Consider the following 17,089-nt stretch of genomic DNA (forward strand, 5'->3'; position numbering starts at 1 on the left):
TGACTTCGCATATTCCGCAGGCCTCCCCAGATAAGAACGTCATCTGTCTGCCCGCGACCACCCAAGTCTACAGGACTAGCCCTTGGCGGCTTTGGATTTCGTTGTGTTTTGGCAACTCATCCGACTAACCCTGCCTCCAATTGGGTTCGTGTACCTTGGCCCGTGCATTTGCCTCCGGCTTCCTTCAGATTCCGCCTCACGACGGACACCCTTGCCCTTGGCTACGGTAGGCGCTCGCCAGCCCCCGCTCGGGACTTTCACCCTAAAGATGACGTCCATGCTGGGCGTACAAAAAACGAAGGAGAACGGGCGAATCCCGCTCTCCTTCGGGTCGAAAAGCCGATATGGCCGAATCAAAGCCCGTAAAACCGGGTTTTGTCCGGAATGTTGCGATCGTACTCGGTTTTGATCTCGCTCCGGTAGGAGCGTTCGATTTTCCGAACGTACGGAAGCCGCTGGATGTTGCGAACCGTTTCCTCCGCTATGTCCGAGTTGACATATAAGACAGCGTAATTCATTCTGCGGGACACATAGTGAAGCGTTCCGTACTTTTCCAGCCCCCGCGCCGCCTTCCAATCGCTGAACCAAACGATATATCCTGTCCGTTCCGCAATCATGCGCGAACCTCCCGACATCGAAAAATAGAGCGCTCCCGGCGCCGCGCCGTTACCCGCAGCCGCCGCTGCCGCACGAACAGCTGCCGCCGCTGCCGCATCCTTTCGGATTCGGATCGTTGTCCGGCACCTTGATCGTGTCGGATACGGCGCGGGCAATCGCCAGCGACACTTCGTAAAGCAGATGGTCGACCGCCTCTTCGGCCGCTTTGAACCGCCGCACGGACTCGAAGCCGGCAAGCTCCCTTTCGAGCTCGCGAACCCGGTCCAGAGCGGCGTTGTAGTCGGGGTGAAAGCGCCCGAACCGCTCGCATTCGGCGAATTTTTCCTTCGCTTTGACGAATTCGCGCGACAGCGATTGGACCCGTTCGTCGCGCCGCACCCGTTCCTTGCAATAAACGTATTCCGCGGCAAGCGCGGATTGCTTGATCATCTCACCCAGCTCGAAGGCGCGGGACATCAGCAATGTTAAATCGGCGGCTTCTCCTTCGGCCTTGCCTCCCTCAGCCACCGCCGCCGGGAGGGTCTCCAGCCCGTTAACCATTGAGTCCACCTCACCTTTAGGCTTGCGGTCTTTCTTATCATACCACAAAGGCGCGCAAGTTGGTCAACGATTTGCCGTTTGCCTAGAGGTCGGACGGGAGCACGATCATCAGCTCGCGGCACTCTTCCGCAGTAAGCGCGACGGCGCCGCCGCTTGCGTCCGGTGCCGCGGAGGAGACCTCGTCCCTCCGGATGATCCGCCCCCGCACCCGCCAGCTTTCCTCCGCGCCTTCAAGCCGCTCCGGCACGAACGTCAGATGCCCTTCGTTCCCGACGCGCAGAGCCGTTCTCCAGGCGATGGCGAGCTCGATCAGCTTGCGCTTGGTGGAAGGGTGATAGCTGGCGGGTTTCTGCAGCCATGTCTTGGGCACGCCGTCCCACCCGGGGAATAGCTCGGAGCGGCCGGGAAGAAGCGGGTCCGGCTCGTAAACGGCCAAATCGTACCGTCGGCAAGCCCAGCCGGCCTCCGGCCGGACGGACGGGAAGGCGTCGTCCGCCTTGCTTTTCCGGTTGCCGCCCGCCGTTCCGCTCGTCTTTCTTCCCCCCGTTCCGCCCGCCTTGTCCTCCCGGCCGCCGCCGAGCAAGGCGGACGCGCCGTCGGGATCGACGTTTACCGGGTAGCCCAGCTCGTTTAGTCTTCGGGTCAAATCGTCCATCGCTTCGGGGCGGACGATGAACGCCGTCGTTCCGAGGCGTTCGGCCAGCGCTCCCACCGCCTGCGGGTCCGCGGCGATCCGGTCGGCCAGCTCCTCGTCCCGCACGCGGAGCAGCACGGCGCTTGCGAGGGACAAGCGGCCGATCGTGCGAAACCAGTCCGCAAGCGTGGAGCGGACGGAGTCGGGCAGCGGGCCTTTGGACAGCTCCTCCAGCGCGGCGGTCAGCGACGCAAGCCCGTACCCTCTTCGGCTGGCGGCAACGCAGCCCGCCTTGGTTAGCCGGTACGCGGATACGACGTCGGCCGTCACCCGCTCGGCGACTTCCTCCAGCCGCCATCGGCAGCCGAGCGTCACCCCCGGCGGAACCATAATCTCCAGATCCGGCAGCACGCATATCCGCTCGGGCTCGCCGGACGGACCGTTCTCCGGCCCGGACGGGGAGAGGGAGGGCAAAGCCGCATTTATGTTCCAGCGAAAAACCGGCTCCGCTTGCCACCTGCCTCGCTCCATCCAGCCCCATGCGCTCATCAGTCCGATCCAAGCCTGAAATCCGCCGCGCGCCTGCTCAGGCATTTGCGCAATCACGTCGGATTCCCGATGCCAGCGAAGCGGAGCCAGCGCCCGCAGCGCGGCGGCTGCGCCGTATAGCGGCGCATGCTGGGACGCGTAGCGGCATACCGCGGCCTCAAGGAGCTCACGGTCGGCCTCCGCCGGCGTCCGCCCCGCCCAGCCGGCGGGCGCCCCTTCCGCTTCCGTCACGGCAAATCCGTCCGGCCTGCGAACGAGAACTCCGAAATGCAGGCCGAGATCGAGAGCGAGCGACAGCGGAAGCGGACAAACGGACGCTTGCGGCAGCGCAAACGCGATCGGCGCAAGATCCGCCTCGGAAAGCCGCATTTCCGAGGCGATGCGGGCGGCGGCGGCTTTATGCGGCACCCCTTTGGCCGTTATCGGCAAGCCGTGTCTGCGGATGCCGGACCAAGCCGCAAGCAGCTCCAACGACAGCGGCAAGCGAAATTCCCGGGGATCGGCGCGCACCTCGCGTTCTTCCTGAGCGCCAAGCGGGCGGCTTTGGACCGGCAGGAGCAACTGCTGCCACAGCGCCGCCGTGTCGGCGGGAACGTACAGCAGCGTCTCTCCCCACAATTTCCGGACGGCGAATACGATGCCCGCTTGACGCAAGCGCACGAGGGCGACCCGGATTTCGGCGCCGGTAAGCCCCCCTTCGGACGCCAGTTCCCGCTCCGGCTTCTCCGCCTCAAAAGGCGTTGCCGCATACGCGGCGACAATTCTCCGCAGCGTCTCCACGGACGCGCGGTCCGCCCGGGCAGCCCATTCCCGGGCCCAGTCCGCATCCGAAAGCGTCTGCGTCAGCGAGCGCCCTTCTTTCAGCCGGGCGGCGATCAGCGGTTCGGCCTCGAGCCGCTCGCGTATGGCCGGCGGAAGCCTGGACAGCGTTTCGCTCAGCTTCACCGGCCCGCACCTTCCTTGCGTTCGACGGCCACGCCGACGTAAGACTCGATCTCATAGCGGTATCCCTGCTCGAGCAGAAACCGCTGCCGCCTGCGCGCGAATTCCACCTCTTCGGTCCCTTCGCTGACCAGCGTATAGAAGTGCGCTTCCGCTTGGGACCGTTTCGGCCGCAAAATCCGGCCGAGCCGCTGCGCCTCCTCCTGCCTGGAGCCGAAACTGCCGGAAATTTGAATGGCCACCGACGCTTCGGGCAAATCGACCGCAAAATTGGCCACTTTGGACACGACAAGCGCCCTCAATTCGCCGCGGTTGAACCGATCGAACAGCCGGCGCCGTTCGGGTTGCGGCGTGCTGCCCGTAATGACCGGCAAGGACAGCGATTCGGCGATGCCGCGAAGCTGGTCCAGGTATTGGCCGATAATGAGCGTCGGTTCGGACTCGTGCCGGGACAGCAGCCGCCGCACGAATTCCGCCTTCATCGGGTTTTCGCCGGCAATCCGGTGGCGGCTCCGCTTGGGGGCCGACGTATAGGCCGAAGCGGCGGTCTCGTCCATCGGCACCCTCAGCTCGCGGCACGTCGCCTTCGCGATCCAGCCCTCGTTTTCCAGACGAAGCCAGGGAAGCTCGTATTTCTTCGGACCGATCAGCGCAAAAACGTCCCCCTCCCGCCCGTCTTCGCGAACGAGCGTGGCGGTCAACCCGAGCCTTCGCGTCGCCTGCAGGTCCGCCGTCATGCGAAACACGGGAGCAGGCAGGAGATGGACTTCGTCATAGACGATCAGCCCCCAGTTGCGCTCGCCGAACAGCTTCCAGTGGGGGTTGCTTTCCTCCTTCGCCTTGCGGTGCGTCAGCACCTGGTAGGTGGCCACCGTTACCGGCCGGACACGCTTCGTTTCGCCCGTGTATACCCCGATGTCGGCTTCCGTCAGCGTGGTATTTTGCAGCAGTTCCCGTACCCATTGGGTAACGGAGACGGTGTTGGGCGTCAGAATCAGCGTTTCGCAGCGCAACGCCGCCATGACGGCCATCCCGACCCATGTTTTGCCCGCGCCGCACGGAAGCACGACGACGCCGCTGCCGCCGGTTCCGTCTTTTCCATGCAAAAAGGCGGCGGCCGCCTCGGACTGATAGTCGCGAAGCCGAATCGGCTTCCCGTTGCTTCCGGCGTCCCGGAACGCCAGGTCGAGCGCTTCTCCGGCCCGGTAGCCGGCTTCGTCCACCACGGGAAAGCCTTTGGCCGCCAGTTCTCGCTTGAGCCACCCCCTCGTCTCCGGCCGAATCCGGATCGCGCGGTCGCCGGACGGCTTCAGCCAGGCGGCAGCCAGCGCGCCGATATTCGTCACCGTCTTCAGCAGCCCGGGTTCCGCCGCCAGCAGCTTAAGCCCTTCCCCGTCCGAAACGAGCTTCAGCCGGCCGTATGCGTCCATGTAGCCCCGCAGCTTGTGCTCCCAGCTGGCGGGCACGCCGTACCGGGAAAGCGAGCGCAGCCGCTCCAGGACGGCTTCCGACGTCCACCCGGACGCGGCCGCGTTCCACAGCGTAAACGGGGTCATCCGGTACGTGTGCCACTGGCCGGGACGTTTGTGCAGCTCGGCCCACTCGCCGAGCGCGGCGGCGGCCTCTTCGTACCGCGCGTGGCGTTCGTCCAGCAGTACGGTGCCGTCGGATTGGACAAGCAGCGGCTTCGAATCGTCAAACGGCAAAACGTGCACCCCCTTGCAAAATGAGGACGATCAAATCGTTTCACCCTGATTTTGTCCAATTTCGGCCGGTTTAAGACCCGCCCTTTTTGCCGCACAAAACGGCCGAAAACGCAAAAAAAAGCCGCTGTCCGGGCCGTAAAGGCTCCGGCAACGGCCGCAAGAAGCGGGCGCTTCAATGCGCGTAAGACGGTTCTTGGTGATTGTGCTCGGAAATGCCGCTGAGCGCCTGGCCGGCTTCATCGACGAAAATTTCCCGCACCGCCAGGTCGCCGATCGAGACGATCCCTTTCAGCTCCCCGTTTTCGACGACCGGAAGCCGGCGGATTTGCCGCGAAGACATGATCGATGCGGCTTCGTCGACGGACATATCCGGAGTGATCGACTCCACCTCTTTGGTCAGCACCGACATGACGGATTCGGAACCGGAATGCTTCTCGGCATACCCCCGGATGACAAGATCGCGGTCCGTCACGACCCCGATCAGCTTTTGGCCTTCCACCACCGGCAGAAAACCGATATCGTGCTCTTTCATTTTAACGGCGCATTCGTAAATGTTGTCTTGCGGCGTGACGGTCACGCAGTCTTTGGACATGACGTCGGCGATTTTTCGCATAGGCAGATGAGTACCTCCTTTTTTCGTCCCGCCTTTAGCATGACCGGATCAACCGCCGCCCATACGAGCGCCCCGCTTCCATCATTAAGCTCCGGACCCGGTTTCGGACGCGGAATCGTCCGCTGCCGCCACCAGCAGTCTTGCCGCCACCAGCATCGCCCGTTCGTCGATATCGAAGCGCGGATGATGATGCGGCGGCGAGCTGCCGTCCTCCCGGCCGGCTCCGACGAAGAAAAAGCAGCCCGGGCGCTCGTTCAGATAATAGGAAAAGTCTTCGCCGGCCATAATCGGCTCGCATTCAAGCACGCGGTCTTCTCCGAGCAGCGCGCTTGCGACGCGCAGGATTCTGCGCGCCTCCCGCTCGTCGTTGACGACCGGCGGATAGCCTTCGACAAATTGAAAGTTCGCCTCTACGCCATGCAGAGCCGCCGTATGCCGGACGACTTCTTCCAGCCTGCTGCGCATCAGCGAGCGAACCTCGGGCTTAAGCGACCGAACCGTGCCGGCAAGCTTGCTTCGTTCGGCGATGACGTTGTTGGCCGTACCCGATTGGAAGCGGCCCACCGACAATACGGCCGATTCCAGCGGATTGACGTTGCGCGCCACAATCGTCTGCAGCGCCGTGACCAGATGCGCGCCGGCCACAAGCGCGTCGGCGCTCTGATGCGGCAGCCCACCGTGGCCGCCCCGCCCGATCAGTTCGATTTCGAACTCGTCCGGCGAGGCCATAAACGGACCGGGACGCGTCGCAACGATGCCGTACGGAAACGGCGACCACAGATGAACGCCGTAAACCGCCGCGACGCCGTCGAGCGCTCCTTCCGCGATCATCCGCAAAGCCCCGCCCGGCAGCGTTTCTTCGGCAGGCTGGAACAGCAGCACGCGTTCGCCGGGCATCTCTTCCCGATGCAGCGAATAATAGCGCGCAACGCCCAGCAGCTCCGCCGTGTGGGCGTCGTGGCCGCAAGCATGCATGACGCCGGGCACGGCGGATGCGTATTCGCATGTTTTCTCGTCCTGGATCGGGAGCGCGTCGATATCGGCGCGCAGCGCGATGGTCCGCCCGGGACGTCCTCCCTTCAGTCGGGCGATGACTCCGGTGCCCGCCGCGCGGGTCACCTCGTACCCCCAAGCTTCCAGATGATTCGCGATGAACCGGGACGTTTCCCGCTCCTGAAACGAAAGCTCCGGGTTCCGATGCAGGTGACGGCGCCATCTGACCATGTCCTCCTGCAAGGACAGCAGCGTTTCTTCCCGTAAATTCATCATGCGGCTCCCCATTCTCCATCCTTTTTGGTTATCATTGTACCAGATCGCCGGGGCCCATGTAATCCCGCGTCCCGGCCGACGAATTTTCGTCACCGCTTCGTCGCCCGGCAGGCTTGCGCAAGAAAGACAAACCGTCTATGATGAAGGGGTAAGTAAAACGGCTGCGCCGATCTTTACGGGCGGCGCGCGCGTTTTCGCGGAAAAAGGTCCGGCGGAAAGCCAAGCGCTTTTCCGAACCGCACCTTCGGCCTGGTTGCCGTTTCCGCCGCGGCTCGGCGTACGGTTCGGTACGCTTTGTCCTAGAACGATGAAGGAGGAACTTTCATGATTCTCGAAAATACGGGTTTGAACGGCATTAAATCCGACCTTGCGCACCTCGACGAATCCGCGGAGAAGGTGGGCTTCATCCGGTGGCAGTGGGAGTACCGGCGCGCAACCTACGATCTGAAGCTTCACGACAGCGCGAGCGGCTACGACTACTATCTGCGCTTTAACACCCGCGCGGTCGAAGGCAAGCTGGAAAATCCGGAAGCGATCCTGCAAATTGAATCCGTCTACATAGGCCGGGCCACGTTCCCGCACGGGCTGGAGTACGAGTCCCCGATTCCGCCCGCGATTTTGGATACCGCGAACCAAAGGTTGCAGCAGCTTAAGCAGCTTCTCGTCTAAGGACGCGGGTGACCGAGGAATGAAGAATCCGGGGAGCGGCCAGCGGGGAACGCCGGATTTCTTGCTGCTTATCATGACGCTGTTGCTCGTCGGCTTCGGGCTTGTCATGGTGTTCAGCGCCAGTTCCAGCATGACGGTCGTTTCCAAGAAATTCGGTTACGACGCCCTGTACTTTACCAAGCGGCAGATCATGTGGGCGGGCCTCGGCACCTTGGCCATGCTCGTGCTGATGAACATTCCATACGAACGGTACAAGAAATGGTTTGCGCCGTTTCTGCTTTTCACCGTGATTTTGCTGATCATCGTACCGTTCTCCAAAGGGATTAACGGCGCCAGCAGCTGGCTGCTTATCGGAGGAATGGGCGTCCAGCCGACCGAGTTCGCCAAGCTGGCGGTCATTTTGTATCTTGCCGCCATCATTACGAAGAAGCAGGAGAAATTTCGGGAATTTAAGCGCGGACTGCTTCCTGTCATGATCGTCGTCGGATTCATCGCCGGCCTTATCATGCTGCAGCCGGATTTGGGTTCCTGCGCCATTCTGGTCATGTGCGCCACGGCCGTCCTGATTGCCGGCGGAGCCAATCTCAAGCAGCTTCTGCTGACGGCCTGCGCGGTGACCGGCGTGGGCGCGCTCGGCTTCAGCCTCTACCTGCTTGCGCATCCGGATTTTGACGGCGGCTATCGGATGGCGCGGTTCACCGCGTTTATCGACCCTTTTTCGGATCCCGAGAACTACGGTCTTCAGCTTCTCCGCTCGCTCGAAGCATTCGGGCACGGAGGATTGACGGGGACAGGGCTCGGCAACAGCGTGCAAAAGCTTTTTTATTTGCCGTATGCGTACAACGATTTTATTTTCGCGGTCATTGCTGAGGAACTCGGCTTTATCGGAACGACGTTGTTCATCCTGTTTTTCCTGCTGTTCCTCTTGCGCGCGCTCGTGGTCTCGCTTCGCTGTCCGGATCCGTACGGGACGCTTGTGGGCGTAGGGCTCGTCTCGCTGATCGGAATCCAGGCCCTGATCAATATGGGAGGGGTAAGCGGCGCGATTCCGATCACCGGCGTCACGCTTCCGTTCATCAGTTACGGCGGCTCGTCGCTGCTGAGCTTGATGATGGGAATGGGCATTCTGCTCAGCATCTCGAGGGAATACAACCGAAGCGGCAGAAGCTCCCAGCGGACACGCGAAACCGAGCGCAGAAGCGGCCGATAATCAAACGCGCAAATCCGGCCAAAAACGAAAGCGGCGCCCTGCCGGCTGTAGAAACCAGCCGCAAGGGTGCCGCTTTTTCGCTGACGTTTTATTTAAGGCGGTTCGCTTCCTCGTTCTCCGCCTCATCCTTAAAAGCGACGCCTTCTACCTTGACGTTCACCTCGACGACCCGCAATCCCGTCATGTTCTCCACCGCTTCGCGCACGTTTTCCTGAAGCCGCACGCCGACTTCCTGAATCGGGATACCGAACTGGACCACGATTCGCAGATCGATGGCCGCCTCCACCTGGCCGACTTCAACCGTCACGCCCTTCTGCGCATTGCGGCCGCTCAGGCGCTTGGCCAGTCCTTCGGAAATGCCCCCCGACATTGCGGCGACGCCCGGCGTTTCCAAGGCCGCCAGCCCGGCGATGGTCGCGACGACATCGTTGGAAATTCGAATTTGTCCTTGCTGCAATTGTTCTGTCATGGGCGGCTCACTCCCCGTTTCATTCGTATTTCCATTGTATAGGAAGAACCCATGCGCAAGCAACCCGGCCTGAGGTCCGGATTTGCGAATTCGTTTCGGCCGATTTACTTCGTCCCAAGTTTTGGTTATAGTAAGGTTTGTTGCCTTTACTAAACTCGAAACCTGAGGTGCGTTTGCTTGAAAAAATGGTTTTTTCCCCTCTTGATCGCAACCTTCGCGCTCAGCGCGGCGGCGCATTACGCGCATTGGAACTCGATTTTGCAATTTGTGACCGCAGCGGTCGCAATCGTCTTCGCAGCCGGCTTTCTCGGCAAAGCGACGGAATCCGTCGCGCACTACGCCGGCCAAAGGCTCGGGGGCTTCCTCAACGCCACATTCGGCAACGCGGCTGAACTGATCATCGCGATTTTTCTGGTCAAGGAAGGGCTGTTCGATATGGTGAAAGCCAGCCTGACCGGCTCCATCATCGGCAACCTGCTGCTCGTGCTCGGAGCAAGCGCGTTAGCCGGCGGCCTGAAGTTCAAGGAGCAAAAATTCAATCTCCATCTGGCCGGGCAGAACGCCACCTTGATGCTGCTTGCGGTCATCGCCTTGTTCATTCCCGCCGTATTCGTCAAAAGCGAGCATCTGAGCGAACAAGATTCGCTTACGCTGAGCGTGACGATCGCCGGCGTGCTGATCGTTGCCTATGCCGGCTGGCTGATCTACTCTATGATTACGCACAAAAGCCTGCTCGAAGACCATGAAGAAATGGCGCCGGATCACGGCGAAGCGGCCTCCTGGTCCCGAGGGCGGTCGATTCTCTATCTGGTCTTGGCCACCGTCATGGTCGCTTTCATAAGCGAATGGCTCGTCGGGACGCTGGAAGTGTTCACGCACCGATTCGGCCTGTCCGAGCTGTTCGTCGGCGCCTTCATCGTGGCGATCGTCGGCAACGCCGCCGAGCACAGCGCGGCCGTCATGCTCGCGATGAAGAACAAAATCGGCGCCGCCGTCGAAATCGCCGTCGGCAGCAGCCTGCAAATCGCGCTGTTTGTCGCCCCGGTCCTCGTGTTCGTCAGCCTGTTGTTCAGCCAGCACATGAACATTTTGTTCTCGACGGTTGAACTGGCGGCCATCGGCGTGGCGGTTCTGATCGCGACCTCGGTGTCCCGGGACGGCGCAACGACCTGGTATGAAGGCAAGCTGCTGCTTCTGGTTTATGTCGTTCTGGGCGTCGCGTTTTATTTTGTCCAATAATGGCCGATCTTTGACGCTCAGGCTAAAAGCCTGCCCAAAGCATCCCATGAGAAAAAGCCTTGGACCCCGGTGTCCAAGGCTTTAACGTTTTCCAAAAGTTGGCCGGTCTCAGGCTTCTTCCTTCTTCGCCATCGCTTCGTACAAATTCGCGAGGTTGCGCTCAAGCTGACTGATGAGAAGCTTACCTGCGCCATCTTCCACAAGTCCTGCCCGCACTGCAAAATCAACCGCCCGAGAGAAGCCGTACATTTGCGTGTCCAACACTTCTTCGTAAAGCGGGCATTTGCGGGTCGCCAAATTTTCCATCTGAATGGCGATCAGTTTCTCGATTTTACTGGCGTCATCCTGCAGCAGGCGAAGAGCCTTCTGATTCAGGTCCACCATAACATCCGATGAAGCCATTCCCACTCCCCCTGTGCCCTAACTTGCCAACTAAAGCTATTCCCTTTCATATTAGACGAAATTAGCCGTCAGCACAAGGACAGGACGGTTGCAAATTCGAATCTTTTGGGTCCGGCGGCTCATGACCCGCCGATTCCCTGCCTGCCGATGCGGCGCTGCAGCAGCCAGGCCGCCGGCGCAATGAGGACCAGCGCGGCGACGATGGCCGTCATTTCGCGGTGAACCCACTCCTCCGCCTGGCGCCAATGCTCGCCCAGCATGACGCCGATCAGCGCGAACACGCTCGTCCACAGCAGCGCGCCCAATGCGGCATACAGCGCAAAAGCTCCGTACGGTCTTCTGCCCGCTCCGTACAGCAGCGCCGTTACATGCCGCATGCCGGGGATAAAGTATCCGACCAGCAGGATGGAATGCCCGTACTTTTCGAACCGCTTCTCGTGGCGTTCAAGCCGCTCCCGGGACAACCCCAGACGGGCGCCGTAGCGGCTGAGAACCATGCCGAAAGCCGTGCGTCCGACCCAGTAGCTGACGGACATTCCGGCTACGCTCCCGCTTACCGCGGCCAGCATCGTAAACCCCAGATGCATGCGCCCCTGGGCAATCATGTACCCGGACGAAGTCAGCAGCAGCTCATCCGGCATGGGCAAGCCCGCAATGCCCAACGCCATCGCCAAAAAAAGCCCCCAGTAGCGGAATTTGAATACAAGCCCAAGCAGCAGTTCGGTTGCGGACAAGGGTACCATCCTCTCATTTGCCAAAAGCCCCCGTCCATGCGGACCGGGGGGATGTGTACGGTATCATAGAACGGGCGTTGACGCCTCTTGAAAAAACTTATTCGACGATCTTGACGTTCAGATTGTGTTTGGCGAAAACCGTTGCCAGTTCCTTCTTCGCTTCTTCGGCGTCGGGGCCGTGAACGTGAAGCTCGTAAGATTGTCCTCCGACAAGCGTCGTGAACAGCCCGAGAATGCTTTTGACATCAATATACTTATTTTCGGCTTGAAGCACGATCGAAGAACGGAATTTGTTTGCGGTTTGAGACAATTCCACAATTGCTGCATTATTGGACATGGAAATCCCTCCAAATGTTAGGGTGGTCAATTTCTCCCCTCATCATACCCTTTTCCAGGCTGCGCATGCAAGAGGGAAAACGCTTTATTTCAGAGAATCCGGGTTTAGTCCGGCCAGTTCGGGCAGGACAAACAGTCCGTCCTTGCGGACGAGCACATCGTCGAAATACACTTCGCCTCCGCCGTATTCGGGCCGCTGGATGAGGACGAGATCCCAGTGAATGGAGGAGCGGTTGCCGTTGTCGCATTCCTCGTACGCCTGCCCCGGCGTCAAATGCAAGCTTCCCGCGATTTTTTCGTCGAACAGCGTGTCTTTCATCGGATGCAGGATGTACGGGTTGAAGCCGAGGCTGAACTCGCCGATATAACGGGCGCCTTCGTCGCTGTCCAGCACCGCGTTGAGGCGATCCGTATCATTGGCCGTCGCCTTGACGATCTTCCCGTTTTCGAAGGTAAACGAAATCTGCTCGAAAACGAAGCCGTTGTATACGCTTGGCGTATTGTACGTAATCGTGCCGTTCACGGAATCGCGCACCGGGCAGGAGAAGACCTCGCCGTCGGGAATGTTGCGCTTGCCGGAGCATTTTTTGGCGCCGATGCCTTTGATGGAAAACGACAGATCCGTGCCGGGGCCGGTGATGCGGACTTTGTCGGTGCGGACCATCAGGTCGTAGAGCGGGTCCATGGCCCGGTCCATTTTGGCATAATCCAGATTGCAGACGTTAAAATAAAAGTCTTCGAACGCTTCCGTGCTCATATTGGCCGACTGGGCCATGGAGGCGTTCGGATAACGCAAAATGACCCAATTCGTTCGTTTGACCCGCTGTTCCATATGTACGGGGTGACGGTAAATTTGGTCGTACAGCTTCATGTTGTCGGCCGGCACGTCCGCCAGTTCGCTTGCGTTCTCGCCGGCGCGGATGCCGATGTACCCCTGCATCCGCTTCATGCGCTCAAGATCGTAGGCGGCCCATTCCTCTAGCTGCTCTCGGGTCGCATGCCGCAGCAGCGTCCGGGTAACGGACCGGTCTTCGATTTCGACGAAAGGCCTGCCGCCGCGCTTGGCAACCTCTTCGATCAGGCACTTGACCAGCTCCCGCTCGGAGCCGATCATCTCGATCAGCACATTGTCTCCCGGCTGCACATTGATGGAATATCCGACCAGATTGGCCGCGAGTTGGGCGATACGCGGATCCCGCATACCCGTCTCTCCCCCTTTGGAATGAAATCACATGCCTATTTTACCACTGTCCGCGTCCAACCGGAAATTCGTCACGGACGTACGCTTCTCGGTATATACCTTCCCGTTCCACGTATAACGGATCACCGATTCTTCCGCCATCTCGCGGGGAAACCAGGTGCGGCTGTCCGCCGTCCAACGGCATACGGTCGAAACCTTAAGCGTCGGCAGCACCTTTGCCAGAACGGCGTCCGCTTCCGACAATTTCCGTTCCGCCAGCATCAGCCGCCGATCGTCCGCCGTGCCCGTTCGCGCCAAAACCCGCTTCGCTTCTTGGGTTTCCGCGCGAACGGAAGCCATTTTCATCCGAATCGTCTCCTTGATTCGCTCGGCTGCGGCTTCCGGCCGAACCGTCACCTTCAGCACGATATCGCCTCTCTCCGCAGGTTCGTAGGCGATGGAACCGGCATGCGCCTGAACCGCCTTCAGCAGCGAAAACGGATCGTTCGGCCCGGCGGCATTCGGCTTTCGCCCGTGCTCCCATTCCAGGGCCAAAGGCTTGTGATCCGCCACTTTTCCCCGGAAAGCCGCTTTCTCCGCCACGTTCCCGTTCGGGTCGTATAAAGCCACCTCGCCATCAAACTTAAACCGGTCATAGCCCGAAAGCGCCGAAGCGGACCTGGCGAACGCCTGCTCGGCGGACAGCCGCTCCCACTTCACGGCGCACCCCGGCAATGCCAAAGCGGCCGCCAGCCACCCGCATACCGCGCCGGCCGCAAGCCGCCCGATTCCCGTTCGGCGCCGGTTTCCGAACCGTTTGCCCGTTATTCGCTTCATGTGGACCCATCTCCCCGCTTCTTTTCCCCCTATCGTATCCCGTTGGGGCGGGCTTATTCGGCATCATGCAACAAAAAAAGCCGGCGGGCACGCTCCCGCCGACCCGTTCGCGGCGAGCGGGGCGATGTCCAAGCCGGCCGGTCAACCGACGGCCACGCTGTTGCGGCCTTTGCGTTTGGCCACATACAGCGCCATATCCGCCCGGTAAAACAGGGACTCGACGCTGATCCGCCCGTCGTTTTTCGTCCACTGCGACACGCCGCACGATACGGTTACTTTCGGGTCCGTTTCTTCCTCCACCTGCTTCCGGATCCGTTCCGCGATGCGCAACGCCTGCTCCAAACCGAGCTGGGGCAAATAAATCGCGAGTTCTTCGCCGCCCCAGCGGGCCGCGATATCCGAATCCCGGATCGCCGACCGGACAATGCCGCTGACCTGCATCAAAATGGCATCCCCCACCTGATGCCCGAACGTATCGTTGATTTTCTTGAAGTGGTCGATGTCAAGCAAAATAAGGGCCCCCGAGCCGTCCCTCAGCTGCCGGCGCTGAATCCGTTCGTTCAGGTAATGGCGCGCAAACAGGCCGGTGAGATTGTCGGTAATGACCATGCGCCGCAGTTCGGCGTGCAGCGTAGCGTTGGAGACAGCCAGCCCAAGATGGGCGGCGAGAACCTGAAGCAGCTTGTAGTTATCGTAGGAGAAATGGTTGGGCTGACGATGGGCGACCAGAACCGCACCGATAACGTCTCCGTTGATGAGAAGCGGCGAAGCGATCAGCGACCTTGAGCGCGTTTCGTCCATAATGCGCGAACGGACGGGCGAAGCATGGCGATAGTCGGAAAGGATGATCGGCTCTTTGGTGGACAGCATGACGCCGCAAAAGCCGTAATCCGCGGCAAAAGCTTCGGCGGTCATCTCCGGAACGTTGGAGGCGATGACGGTAAAACGGGTCTTGAAGGAATCCAGTTGCAGAATAAAGCAGCAATCCGCCTTGAATATGTCGAGCAATTCCTGGGTCGCAAACGCCATCGTCTCTTTCAGCCTCAAGCTGCTGTTCAGCCGCTGCGTCAGCTTGTTGATGAGCCTCAACTCTCCGACGAGCGCATTGGCCTGCTCATGGAGCTTCGCCTTTTCGAACGCGGTTCCGGCCCCGCTGGTCAGCATGGCGACAAAACGCTTGTCGGCGTCGTCAAATTCTTCTTCCGGCACGTTCAAAAGCAAAATGCCGTACACGCCCTGCTTGCCCGCAAGCGGCAGCGCGATCCGCCGGTTCTTCCCGTCGGACTCCTCGCGCATTTCCCCGTCCACAAAGGCCTTCCAGCATATATCCATTTCCTGCCGGAAGGCAAGCGGCTTGACTTTCTCGTTCGTGCTGCTGTAATCCTGGGACAAAAACAAGTCCGTCCGGCAGAACGGATAGACCTGCTCGAGTATGCCCAGCACTTCCGACAGCACATGCTCGACATCGATGCGGTCGTTCAGCCTCCGTATCGCGTCGAACAGCAGAATGCTCCTTCGTTCTTCCTTGCCGGCCAATTCCCTGGAACGAACGTAGTCGCCGATCAGCAGCAGCTCGAACTGCCGGTAAAAGCAGCTTCGCAAATGAAGCGCGGCCGCCTGCAGCAGCTTCAGTTCCCCCGCCTGCGCTTGCCCCGCCGGCATCAGGCAGACCAGCACGCCGAGAAGCAGGCCGGAATTCCGGGTGAAGAGCGGAACCGCCAACGTATCGTACGGCTTGAAAGCGGCAAACGCGTGCTCTTCGCTGCGAATCAGCGCCGGCCGGCACGATTGCAGCGCGGCGCTGGCCGCCGTCGTCCCGATCGCCTTCGCGTTCCAGTCCGGCGGAAACAAGCCCGGCCCTTCGGCGCTGTGCGCGGCCGCCGTCCCGTCGGGATGAAGCAGCGCGATCGGGCAACCCGCCAGCCAAGGGAATTCTTCACCCTCCTCCAGCCAATCCGCAAAGCTTTCGGCAAGCAAGGAATGGATGTAGGGCAGATCCGCCTCCGAAAGGTCCTGGTTTCGTATCCATGTCGTGATGTCGTTGGGAGTGCGGGATGGGCGAACGTCATCTGCATCAAGCCGGTTATGGCCGCGATATTCGTCATCCTTTCCCATCCGCGCAAACCTCCTTACCGTCCGCTCCTTGTTTTCACATATACTCACTATACAATGAATACAGGAATTTTGCACTATATTAAACCCAAAATAAAGGGACTTACGGCATGAATTCGCGGCGGTGAAAGAATGTTTTTGCGGAAACGCTTTCACCCTTCCGTCCACTTGACACGCTCCCATGACCTCTTATAGAATTTATAGTTGAATATTGGGGAAGGTTTGTGGTCACCCTCTCGGACAATCCGCCGACGGGCAGCGGCTGAATTTTTCTCGTCGGAATCGAAATCAACATGTGTTTCGATATGGAAACATCCGGCGCAACGGCACCCATTTTTCAAAAAAATTTTTTTTGGAAAAAGGAGCTTGCATCCATGTCACGTTACACTGGACCCAAGTTTAAATTGAGCCGTCGTCTTGGCATTTCCCTGAGCGGAACGGGCAAAGAACTGAAACGCGCGTTTCCTCCGGGACAACACGGCGCAAGCCAACGCCGCAAGCTGAGCGGCTACGGCGTACAGCTTCAAGAGAAACAAAAGCTTCGCCACATGTATGGCCTGAACGAACGTCAATTCCGCAACCTGTTCGAGCGCGCTTCGAAGCTGAAAGGTAAAGCCGGCGAAAACTTCATGATCCTGCTGGAAAGCCGCCTGGACAACCTCGTGTACCGTCTTGGCTGGGCTAACTCCCGCTACGGCGCCCGTCAGCTCGTGTCGCACGGTCACGTTACGGTAAACGGCCGCAAGGTCGATATCCCCTCCTACACGGTTCAAGTAGGCGATGTTATCGGTCTTCGCGAACGCAGCCGCGGCTTGAAAACGATCAAGGAAGCGCTGGAAGGACGTCATCACCTGCCGGGCTATCTCGATTTCAACGCCAACACGATGGAAGGCAAGTACGTTCGTTTGCCTTCCCGCGACGAGCTGTCCCAAGACATCGACGAACAACAAATCGTCGAGTTCTACAGCCGTTAAGGCTCTGCAAAAAAACCTTGCCGGTTTCGGCAAGGTTTTTTTGTTCTGCCGCCGGA

17 protein-coding genes are annotated in these 17,089 nt (G+C 60.1%); 4 read left to right on the plus strand and 13 right to left on the minus strand.

Going from position 1 to position 17,089, the window contains the following annotated elements; genetic code table 11:
• Nucleotides 1-353: 353 nt before the first annotated feature.
• From F560_RS0117490 to F560_RS0117515, 6 genes are all read right to left on the minus strand, one after another.
• Entirely contained in the window at nucleotides 354-617 is a 264-nt protein-coding gene (locus tag F560_RS0117490; protein WP_019007060.1) for a YlbG family protein, read from the minus strand.
• A gap of 49 nt (nucleotides 618-666) precedes the next feature.
• Nucleotides 667-1,158, minus strand: coding sequence for a YlbF/YmcA family competence regulator (locus F560_RS0117495; protein WP_019007061.1), 492 nt, complete (start codon nucleotides 1,156-1,158; stop codon nucleotides 667-669).
• Between the two features lie 82 nt (nucleotides 1,159-1,240).
• Nucleotides 1,241-3,286: a helicase-associated domain-containing protein gene (locus F560_RS0117500; protein ID WP_019007062.1), complete on the minus strand. Its 2,046-nt coding sequence runs from the start codon at nucleotides 3,284-3,286 to the stop codon at nucleotides 1,241-1,243.
• Nucleotides 3,283-4,989, minus strand: coding sequence for a DNA repair helicase XPB (locus F560_RS0117505; protein ID WP_019007063.1), 1,707 nt, complete (start codon nucleotides 4,987-4,989; stop codon nucleotides 3,283-3,285). The genes F560_RS0117500 and F560_RS0117505 overlap by 4 nt, the downstream gene beginning before the upstream one ends.
• A gap of 172 nt (nucleotides 4,990-5,161) precedes the next feature.
• Nucleotides 5,162-5,602, minus strand: coding sequence for a CBS domain-containing protein (locus F560_RS0117510; RefSeq protein ID WP_019007064.1), 441 nt, complete (start codon nucleotides 5,600-5,602; stop codon nucleotides 5,162-5,164).
• 84 nt (nucleotides 5,603-5,686) lie between these two features.
• Entirely contained in the window at nucleotides 5,687-6,871 is a 1,185-nt protein-coding gene (locus tag F560_RS0117515; protein ID WP_019007065.1) for an amidohydrolase, read from the minus strand.
• 324 nt (nucleotides 6,872-7,195) lie between these two features.
• On the opposite strand from F560_RS0117515, the gene F560_RS0117525 reads away from it, so the two are divergent.
• Complete coding sequence (locus F560_RS0117525; RefSeq protein ID WP_019007067.1) at nucleotides 7,196-7,540, plus strand: YugN family protein; 345 nt, start codon at nucleotides 7,196-7,198, stop codon at nucleotides 7,538-7,540.
• 19 nt (nucleotides 7,541-7,559) lie between these two features.
• Nucleotides 7,560-8,750, plus strand: a complete 1,191-nt coding sequence (gene ftsW / locus F560_RS0117530) for a putative lipid II flippase FtsW (protein ID WP_019007068.1) — start codon at nucleotides 7,560-7,562, stop codon at nucleotides 8,748-8,750.
• An 88-nt stretch (nucleotides 8,751-8,838) separates the two neighbouring features.
• Here ftsW and F560_RS0117535 read toward each other — a convergent pair whose 3' ends face one another.
• Nucleotides 8,839-9,219, minus strand: a complete 381-nt coding sequence (locus F560_RS0117535) for an Asp23/Gls24 family envelope stress response protein (RefSeq protein WP_019007069.1) — start codon at nucleotides 9,217-9,219, stop codon at nucleotides 8,839-8,841.
• A 177-nt stretch (nucleotides 9,220-9,396) separates the two neighbouring features.
• Here F560_RS0117535 and cax point away from each other — a divergent pair, with 177 nt between their 5' ends.
• Entirely contained in the window at nucleotides 9,397-10,458 is a 1,062-nt protein-coding gene (gene cax, locus F560_RS0117540; protein WP_019007070.1) for a calcium/proton exchanger, read from the plus strand.
• A 108-nt stretch (nucleotides 10,459-10,566) separates the two neighbouring features.
• On the opposite strand, the gene F560_RS0117545 is transcribed toward cax, so the two are convergent.
• From F560_RS0117545 to F560_RS23560, 6 genes are all read right to left on the minus strand, one after another.
• Complete coding sequence (locus F560_RS0117545) at nucleotides 10,567-10,860, minus strand: Fpa/YlaN family protein (protein WP_019007071.1); 294 nt, start codon at nucleotides 10,858-10,860, stop codon at nucleotides 10,567-10,569.
• 119 nt (nucleotides 10,861-10,979) lie between these two features.
• Nucleotides 10,980-11,594, minus strand: coding sequence for a DedA family protein (locus F560_RS23555; protein WP_019007072.1), 615 nt, complete (start codon nucleotides 11,592-11,594; stop codon nucleotides 10,980-10,982).
• Between the two features lie 97 nt (nucleotides 11,595-11,691).
• Entirely contained in the window at nucleotides 11,692-11,931 is a 240-nt protein-coding gene (locus tag F560_RS0117555) for an HPr family phosphocarrier protein (RefSeq protein WP_019007073.1), read from the minus strand.
• Between the two features lie 84 nt (nucleotides 11,932-12,015).
• The gene (locus tag F560_RS0117560) at nucleotides 12,016-13,131 is read right to left on the minus strand and encodes an aminopeptidase (protein WP_019007074.1); all 1,116 of its coding nucleotides are present in this window, start codon (nucleotides 13,129-13,131) and stop codon (nucleotides 12,016-12,018) included.
• Nucleotides 13,132-13,158: 27 nt separating this feature from the next.
• On the minus strand, nucleotides 13,159-13,947 hold the full coding sequence (locus tag F560_RS0117565) for a hypothetical protein (protein ID WP_019007075.1): 789 nt from the start codon (nucleotides 13,945-13,947) through the stop codon (nucleotides 13,159-13,161).
• A gap of 141 nt (nucleotides 13,948-14,088) precedes the next feature.
• A complete protein-coding gene (locus F560_RS23560; RefSeq protein ID WP_019007076.1) occupies nucleotides 14,089-16,062 on the minus strand; it encodes a sensor domain-containing diguanylate cyclase in 1,974 nt (657 codons plus the stop codon).
• Between the two features lie 371 nt (nucleotides 16,063-16,433).
• Between F560_RS23560 and rpsD the strand changes: the two genes are divergently transcribed.
• Nucleotides 16,434-17,033, plus strand: coding sequence for a 30S ribosomal protein S4 (rpsD, locus tag F560_RS0117575; protein WP_026298366.1), 600 nt, complete (start codon nucleotides 16,434-16,436; stop codon nucleotides 17,031-17,033).
• Nucleotides 17,034-17,089 lie beyond the last annotated feature (56 nt).

The sequence above is a fragment of the Cohnella laeviribosi DSM 21336 genome, from assembly GCF_000378425.1.
Classification (GTDB): Bacteria; Bacillota; Bacilli; order Paenibacillales; family Paenibacillaceae; genus Cohnella; species Cohnella laeviribosi.